General features: G+C 74.1%; 6 protein-coding genes. 3 read left to right on the top strand and 3 right to left on the bottom strand.

Translation table 11 applies throughout. From position 1 onward, the window contains the following. Positions 1-474 precede the first annotated feature (474 nt). Both ACWD4P_RS37410 and ptsP read left to right on the top strand, forming a co-directional pair. Positions 475-924 carry a PTS sugar transporter subunit IIA gene (locus tag ACWD4P_RS37410; protein WP_449782714.1) on the top strand — a complete coding sequence of 150 codons (450 nt, stop codon included), beginning with the start codon at positions 475-477 and terminating at the stop codon, positions 922-924. 96 nt (positions 925-1,020) lie between these two features. Further along, a complete protein-coding gene (ptsP, locus tag ACWD4P_RS37405; protein ID WP_359830055.1) occupies positions 1,021-2,691 on the top strand; it encodes a phosphoenolpyruvate--protein phosphotransferase in 1,671 nt (556 codons plus the stop codon). A gap of 87 nt (positions 2,692-2,778) precedes the next feature. Here ptsP and ACWD4P_RS37400 read toward each other — a convergent pair whose 3' ends face one another. The 3 genes from ACWD4P_RS37400 to ACWD4P_RS37390 are packed head-to-tail and all read right to left on the bottom strand — an operon-like array spanning position 2,779 to position 6,444. Then, complete coding sequence (locus tag ACWD4P_RS37400) at positions 2,779-4,881, bottom strand: acetoacetate--CoA ligase (protein ID WP_449782713.1); 2,103 nt, start codon at positions 4,879-4,881, stop codon at positions 2,779-2,781. A gap of 45 nt (positions 4,882-4,926) precedes the next feature. Then, positions 4,927-5,493: an NUDIX domain-containing protein gene (locus ACWD4P_RS37395; protein ID WP_449782712.1), complete on the bottom strand. Its 567-nt coding sequence runs from the start codon at positions 5,491-5,493 to the stop codon at positions 4,927-4,929. A 51-nt stretch (positions 5,494-5,544) separates the two neighbouring features. Further along, the gene (locus ACWD4P_RS37390; protein ID WP_449782711.1) at positions 5,545-6,444 is read right to left on the bottom strand and encodes an NUDIX hydrolase; all 900 of its coding nucleotides are present in this window, start codon (positions 6,442-6,444) and stop codon (positions 5,545-5,547) included. 173 nt (positions 6,445-6,617) lie between these two features. Between ACWD4P_RS37390 and mmuM the strand changes: the two genes are divergently transcribed. Beyond that, positions 6,618-7,562, top strand: coding sequence for a homocysteine S-methyltransferase (gene mmuM / locus ACWD4P_RS37385; protein WP_359830063.1), 945 nt, complete (start codon positions 6,618-6,620; stop codon positions 7,560-7,562). Positions 7,563-7,601 lie beyond the last annotated feature (39 nt).

The raw sequence follows: 7,601 nt of genomic DNA, 5'->3' as shown, positions 1-7,601 counted from the left end.
CAAGGAACGGACGCTTCCTTCGGACCGCCTTCCAGCGGACCCTCCGGGCTTCGTTCTTTCGTGTTTCCAGCTTACCAGATGCTTTCCGCTCCGTTTACCGGGGCTTTTCGCATCCGAAATCTGGCGTTAACCGCCGAGTTGCGGCGACTCGACCAACCATAGCGGGTCGACAGCCCGAGCGCGAACCGGGGCGCCCCGGGAGTCATCCGGACGGCGGCATGATTTGTTGCTCTCGCGAGCATATACAGCAATGGTCCCGATTCGCCAAGATGCCTGTAGAGTGCGGCGCATCGGAGCCAAGAGGACTAGACCACTCGCGGGTCGGTGAGTCGCCGGCCGGCAAGGCGGGCACGGGCGGGGTCCTTGCCCGGGAATGTCAGCAGTTGTCCGAAGTTGACATGATTTAGGCTTCAGTTGATCGTCGTGCCGCTCCTCGCGGCAACTCGCTGTACTGCGCACTTGGGAGGCACAACCATGACCACTGTGACGTCGCCGCTGACCGGCAAGATCGTGGGGCTCGCGGGCGTGCCCGACCCGGTGTTCTCGGGCGCGATGGTCGGCCCGGGCACCGCGATCGACCCCGTTCGTGAGCAGACCACGGCGGTCGCTCCGGTGGACGGTGTCGTCGTCTCCATGCACCCGCACGCGTTCGTGGTCGTGGACGCCGAGGGCCACGGTGTGCTGACCCACCTCGGGATCGACACGGTCCAGCTCAACGGCGAGGGCTTCGAGCTGCTCGTCGCCAAGGGCGACACGGTGACCCGCGGTCAGGCCGTCATCAAGTGGGACCCGGCCGCCGTCGAGGCCGCGGGCAAGTCGCCGATCTCGCCGATCGTGGCGCTGGAGGCCACCGCCGACTCGCTCGGTGGCCTGCGGGAGGACGGCGAGGCCAAGGCCGGCGAGCAGCTGTTCAACTGGAGCTGACCCCTTTCTTACGACACCCGCCCCGGACGAGATGACGGGGCGGCCCTCACACAGCGGTTCCCGGCTGGGCCGCTCATCTCAGCGGAGACAGGTGACATGGAGAAGACGCTGCGCGGCGTGGGCGTGAGCCACGGGGTCGCGATCGGCCAGGTGCGGCACATGGGGACGGCGGTGCTGGAGCCCCCGGCCACCCAGATCCCGACCGAGGACGCCCCGCGTGAGCAGGCCCGTGCCCAGGCCGCCGTCGAGGCGGTCGCCGCCGACCTGATCGCGCGCGGCAACCTCGCCGGCGGCGAGGCCCAGGCCGTGCTGGAGGCCCAGGCGCTGATGGCGCAGGACCCGGAGCTGATGGCCGACGTGTCCCGCCGGATCGCCGTCGGCAGCAGTGCCGAGCGCGGCGTGTACGACGCGTTCGCGGCCTACCGGGCGCTGCTCGCCTCCGCCGGGGAGTACCTGGCCGGACGGGTCGCCGACCTGGACGACGTGCGCAACCGGATCGTGGCCCGACTGCTCGGTGTTCCGATGCCGGGCGTGCCGGACAGCGACGAGCCGTACGTGCTGTTCGCGCGGGACCTGGCTCCGGCCGACACCGCGCTGCTCGACCCGACGCTGGTGCTCGGCTTCGTGACCGAGGAGGGCGGGCCGACCAGCCACAGCGCCATCCTGGCCCGGGCGATGGGCGTGCCGGCCGTCGTGGCGCTGCCGGGTGCGATCGAGGTCGCCGAGGGCACCGTCGTCGCGGTGGACGGCAGCTCCGGCGACGTGCTGCTGGAGCCGTCTCAGGAGAAGCAGGACGAGCTGCGGGCGGTCGCCGCCGAGCGCAGGGCCGCGCTGGCCGCCTCCTCCGGCCCGGGGCAGACCTCGGACGGGCACCGGGTGCCGCTGCTCGCCAACGTGGGCGGCCCGGCCGACGTACCGGCCGCGCTGGAGAACGGCGCCGAGGGCGTCGGCCTGTTCCGCACCGAGTTCCTCTTCCTGGACGACTCGGCGAAGGCGCCCAGCGCCGAGAAGCAGGTCGAGGCGTACCGCAAGGTGCTGGAGGCCTTCCCCGAGGGCCGGGTCGTGGTCCGTGTGCTGGACGCCGGCGCGGACAAGCCGCTGGACTTCCTGACCCCGGCCGACGAACCGAACCCGGCGCTGGGCGTGCGCGGTCTGCGCACCCTCCTCGAGCACCCCGAGGTGCTGCGGACCCAGCTGGAGGCGCTGGCGAAGGCCGCCGAGGGGCTGCCGGTGCACCTTGAGGTGATGGCCCCGATGGTGGCCGACCGCAAGGACGCCAAGGACTTCGCGACCGCCTGCCGGGAGGCCGGGCTGGACGCCAAGTTCGGTGCGATGGTGGAGATCCCGTCGGCCGCGCTGCGCGCCCGGTCGATCCTCCAGGAGGTCGAGTTCCTGTCGCTGGGGACCAACGACCTCGCGCAGTACACCTTCGCGGCCGACCGCCAGGTCGGTGCGCTGGCCCGGCTCCAGGACCCGTGGCAGCCGGCCCTGCTGGACCTCGTCGCCTCGGCGGCCGACGCCGCGCGGGCGAGCGGCAAGAGCTGCGGCGTCTGCGGCGAGGCGGCCTCCGACCCGCTGCTGGCCGTGGTGCTGACCGGTCTGGGCGTCACCAGCCTGTCGATGGGCGCGGCCTCGATCCCCTACGTGCGCACCGCGCTCGCCAAGTACACGCTGGCGCAGTGCCGCCGGGCGGCCGAGGCGGCCCGGGCCGCGGACAGCGCCGAGGAGGCGCGGGCCGCGGCGCAGCAGGTGCTCTCCGGCGAGTGACGCCGTAGGACAACGCCGTAGGAACAACGAGGAAGGGGCGCTCCCGCCGTCGCGGTGGGAGCGCCCCTTTCGTGTGCGCCGGGCCGGTCAGGCCGTGCGCTCGAGGCGGAGCCGCTCGAAGAAGCGCAGGTGCTCGATGTGGTCGACGGAGCCCGGGTTGACGGCCTGCTCCAGCGGGGTGCCGGAGAGGATGCGCTTGACCGGGACCTCGATCCGCTTGCCGGTGAGGGTGTGCGGGAGGCCGCGGACGGCGATGACCTCGTCGGGCACGTGGCGCGGGGAGAGTTCGGTGCGCAGCGAGGTGCGGATGCGGCCGATCAGGTCGTCGTTCAGCTCCGCGCCGGGGGCCAGGACGACGAACAGCGGCATCCAGTAGCCGCCGTCGGGCTCCTCCAGGCCGATGACCAGGGACTCGGCGATCTCGGGGAGGCGTTCGACGACCTCGTAGATGTCCGAGGAGCCCATCCGGACGCCCTGGCGGTTGAGGGTGGAGTCGGAGCGGCCGTGGATGACGACGGTGCCCCGGGAGGTGACGGTGATCCAGTCGCCGTGGCGCCAGACGCCGGGGTACATGTCGAAGTAGCTGTCGTGGTACCGGGTGCCCTCGGGGTCGTTCCAGAAGCCGGTGGGCATCGACGGGATGGGCTTGGTGACGACGAGTTCGCCGACGGTGTCGGTGTGCGGGTGGCCCTGGACGTCCCAGGACTCGACGGCGGCGCCGAGGCAGGGGGCCTGGATCTCGCCGAGGTGGACCGGGAGGGTGGGGACGCCGCCGACGAAGCAGGAGCAGACGTCGGTGCCGCCGCTGACGGAGGCGAGCCAGACGTCCTCCTTGACCTCCTCGTAGATCCAGCGGAAGCCGTCGGGCGGGAGCGGGGAACCGGTGGTGCCGATGCAGCGCACGGCGGAGAGGTCGAGGTCGCGGCCGGGGTGGAGGCCGGCCTTGCGGCTGGCGATCACGTAGGCGGCGGAGGTGCCGAGGACGGTGGCCCCGGTGCGGGCGGCGACCGACCAGAGGGCTCCGGTGTCGGGGTGGCCCGGACTGCCGTCGTAGGTGACGATCGTGGACCCGACGAGCAGGCCCGCCAGCAGGAAGTTCCACATCATCCAGCCGGTGGAGGTGTACCAGAGGAAACGGTCCTGCGGGCCGAGGTCGAGGTGGAGGCCGGCCTGCTTGAGGTGTTCGAGCAGGATGCCGCCCTGGCTCTGGACGATGGCCTTGGGCAGGCCGGTGGTGCCGGAGGAGTAGAGGACCCAGAGCGGGTGGTCGAAGGGGACGGCCTCGAAGACCGGCGGCACGTCGTCGGCGACCAGGTCGTCCCAGGCCAGGGCGCCCTCGGGGGCGGGGGCGCCGAGCAGCGGGACGTGCACGACGGTGTGCAGGCCGGGCAGTTCGCGGCGCAGCTCGGCGACGACCTCGGTGCGGTCGTGGTCCTTGCCGCCGTAGTGGTAGCCGTCGATGGCGAAGAGGACGGAGGGCTCGATCTGCTGGAGGCGGTCGAGGACGCTGCGGGCACCGAAGTCGGGGGCGCAGCTGGTCCAGATCGCGCCGACGGCGGCGGTGGCGAGCAGCGCGACGGCGGCCTGCGGGACGTTGGGCAGGTAGGCGCCGACCCGGTCGCCGGGGCCGATGCCGCGGGCGCGCAGGGCGGCCGCCAGCGAGCCGACCTGGCGGCGCAGCTCGGACCAGGTGAGGACGACCGGCTGCTCGGTGGTCTCGTCGAGGTGGAGGATCGCGGGGTGGTCGGCGTTGGCCGGGTTCTCCGCCGCGCGCAGGGCGTGCTCGGCGTAGTTGAGGCGGGCGCCGGGGAACCAGCGGGCGCCGGGCATGGCGGCGTCGGCGAGGACGGCTTCGGGGGCCCGGGTGAAGCGGACGTCGAACCACTGGGTGACGGCCGTCCAGAACCGGTCGAGGTCCTCGGTGGACCAGGCGTGCAGGTCCGCGTAGCGCTCGGCGGCCTGCCGGTCGTCGGCGGCCGGGGCCAGCGGGGCGGCCGGGGCGCCGTGGTGCTCGGCGGCCCAGGCCTGGAAGGCCACCACGGTGGTGGCGGCGGCGCGAGCGGGGTTGGGGCGCCAGAGCGGCTGGTCCTGCGGTGGGGTGCTCACGGTGGTGGTCTCCCGGCCGGTGGTGGGGACGGGAGGGCTCGTGGCAGACCCGTCCGGTTGGGCTGTCGGTGCAGACCATGCCATGTGATCGCGCGCCGCGCCAGGGTCGGCCGCTGGGCGGCCGGCAGCTCAGCGGGGGGTGAACTCGCCGCTGAACCAGCGGCGCAGGACGCCGTTGTGGAAGTCCCAGACGAGCGGGGTCTCGGCGGTGGCGAGCAGCCATCCGTCGGTCTCGTCGGTGGGGCGCGAGGGCGGGAGGTCGGCGAGCGGGCGGGCCGGGAGCAGTCCGCAGAGCATGACGAAGCGGCCGCCCGGGTCGGAGGCGGTGTGGATCAGCGTCACCTCGGCCGGGTCGGCGACGATGCCGGTCTCCTCGTGCAGTTCGCGCACGCAGGCGTGCTGCCAGCTCTCGCCGTAGTCCATGTAGCCGCCGGGGAAGGCGAGTTCGCCGTAGCCGGGTTCGATGGTACGGCGGATGACGACCAGCGCCGGGTCGGCGTCGGGGCGAGTGACGGGGAGCACGGTGACCGCGACGGGCAACGGGTTGCGGTAGCTGATCTCGGCGCAGCCGGGGCAGGTGCGCGGCCAGGCGCGGGTGTCGGGCGGGTAGGGCGTACCGCAGAAGTGGCAGTGGGAGAAGGGTCGGTGGGGGGTCGGGATCGCCTGCTCGGTGGTCGCCGCTTCGTCAGTGGTCATGGCCGGATGGTAGCCCGGTCGTCCGGCGGTGTTGCCGTGGGCCGCGGAACCTCAGGAGGGCCCGTCGGCGTCGGCCGTGCCGTCGCGGGTGGGGCGGAGCAGCGCCGGGTGCAGCAGGCGGGCGTCGCCGGCGTGGTAGGTGCGGGCGCGGGGGCCGCCGCGAGCGCCGCCGCGCTCGGTGGTGGTGCCGGTGCTCTCGACGAAGCCGGGCACGGACAGCACCTTGCGGTGGAAGTTGCCCGGGTGGAGCCGCTCGCCCCAGACCGCCTCGTAGACGGTGCGGAGGTCGGGGATGGTGAAGTCGTGGGGCAGGAAGGCGGTGGCCAGCGGGCTGTACTCGAGTTTGGCGCGCACCCGGTCGAGGCCGTCGGCGAGGATGCGGGCGTGGTCGAAGGCCAGCGTGAGCGGGCCGGGGCCGGTGCGCCCGTCGACGCCACCCCCGTGGGTGTCGGCGGGCGCACCGGCGGCTCGGGACCGGCCGTGGGGCCGGAGGTCCAGGTCGGAGACGGGGTGCCAGGCGGCGGCCGCGGCGTCCGTCCCGGCCCGGGGATCGGGCAGGTCGGGCGCGAAGGCGAGGTAGGCGACGGAGACGACGTGCATCCGCGGATCCCGCTCGGGGGCGCCGTAGGTGCCGAGCTGTTCGAGGTGGAGGCGACCCAGGGTTTCGGCCCCGGAGGCGCTGCGCAGGCCCGTCTCCTCGGCGAGCTCGCGGGCGGCGGCCTCGTCCAGGCCCTCCTCGCCGGCCCGCAGGAAGCCGCCGGGCAGCGCCCGGCAGCCCTGGTGGGGCGGGGCGCCGCGTTCGACGAGCAGGACGTGCAGGCTGCCGTGGCGCAGGGTCAGAGCGACCACGTCCACGGTGACGGCGACCGGGGTGTAGGCGCGCGGGTCGTACGCGGCGAGCCACTCCTCCTCGCCGGGCCCGGTCGGGGGCGGCTGGTCGTCCGCTGCCATCGCCGGGCTCCTCTCCGTGTTCGCCGGTGCCGCCGGGCCCGCTCCGCCGGTGCTGTCCTTCTCGGGCTGAGCACAACGTAGCGAGTGCCTTCCCCGGCGGCAAATGGTTTTCCTGCCCGGCCGGGGGCCGTCCCCCTAGGCTGTGACCAGGAACTCTGCCAGAGGAGACCGACATGCCCACTGCTTCCCCGCCGGACTTCGCCGCCGCGTTGGCCGCAGGTCCACTCGTGCTCGACGGCGGGATGTCGAACCAGTTGGCGGCCGCCGGGCACGACCTCACGGACGAGCTGTGGTCCGCGCGGTTGCTGGCGGACGACCCGCGGGCCGTGGTGGCGGCGCACCGGGCGTACTTCGCGGCGGGTGCGGACGTCGCGATAACGGCGAGCTACCAGGCGAGCTTCGAGGGCTTCGCGCGCCGCGGGGTCGGCCGGGCGGAGGCCGCGCGGCTGTTGGCGAGCAGCGTGGAGCTGGCGCGGGAGGCGGCGCGGGAGGAGCCGGGCGGGCGGCGGCGCTGGGTGGCGGCCTCGGTGGGCCCGTACGGGGCGGTGTCTGCGGACGGCTCGGAGTACCGGGGGCGGTACGGGCTGAGCGTTGCCGAGCTGGCGGACTTCCACCGGCCGCGGCTGGAGGTGCTGGCGGCGGCCCGGCCCGACGTGCTCGCGCTGGAGACGGTGCCGGACGCGGACGAGGCGCGGGCACTGCTGGGGCTGGTGCGCGGCCTGGGGGTGCCCGCCTGGCTGTCGTACAGCATCGAGGGCGACCGGACCCGGGCCGGGCAGCCGCTGGCGGAGGCCTTCGCGTTGGCCGCCGCCGTGGACGAGGTGGTCGCGGTGGGAGTCAACTGCTGCACGCCGCAGGACGCGGACCGGGCGGTGGCGGTGGCCGCCGAGGTCACCGGGAAACCGGTGGTGGTCTACCCGAACAGTGGGGAGAGCTGGGACGCCTCCCGCCGGGGCTGGCGCGGGGAACCGACGTTCCGCTCGGCCCGGGTGGGCGGCTGGCTCGCGGACGGCGCGCGGCTGGTGGGCGGTTGCTGCCGGGTCGGGACGGACGGGATCGCGGCGCTGGCGGCGGAGGTGACGGTGCTGCGGGCGCAGCAGGTGGGGACGGCCGGCTGACGGCTCGGGCGCGGTGCCGGGCCGGCGGTGTGGGCCGGC

It is taken from the genome of Kitasatospora sp. NPDC002543 (genome assembly GCF_053594915.1).
The sequence above is the reverse complement of the archived record's forward strand: the minus strand, read 5'-3'. Positions and strand labels throughout refer to the sequence as shown.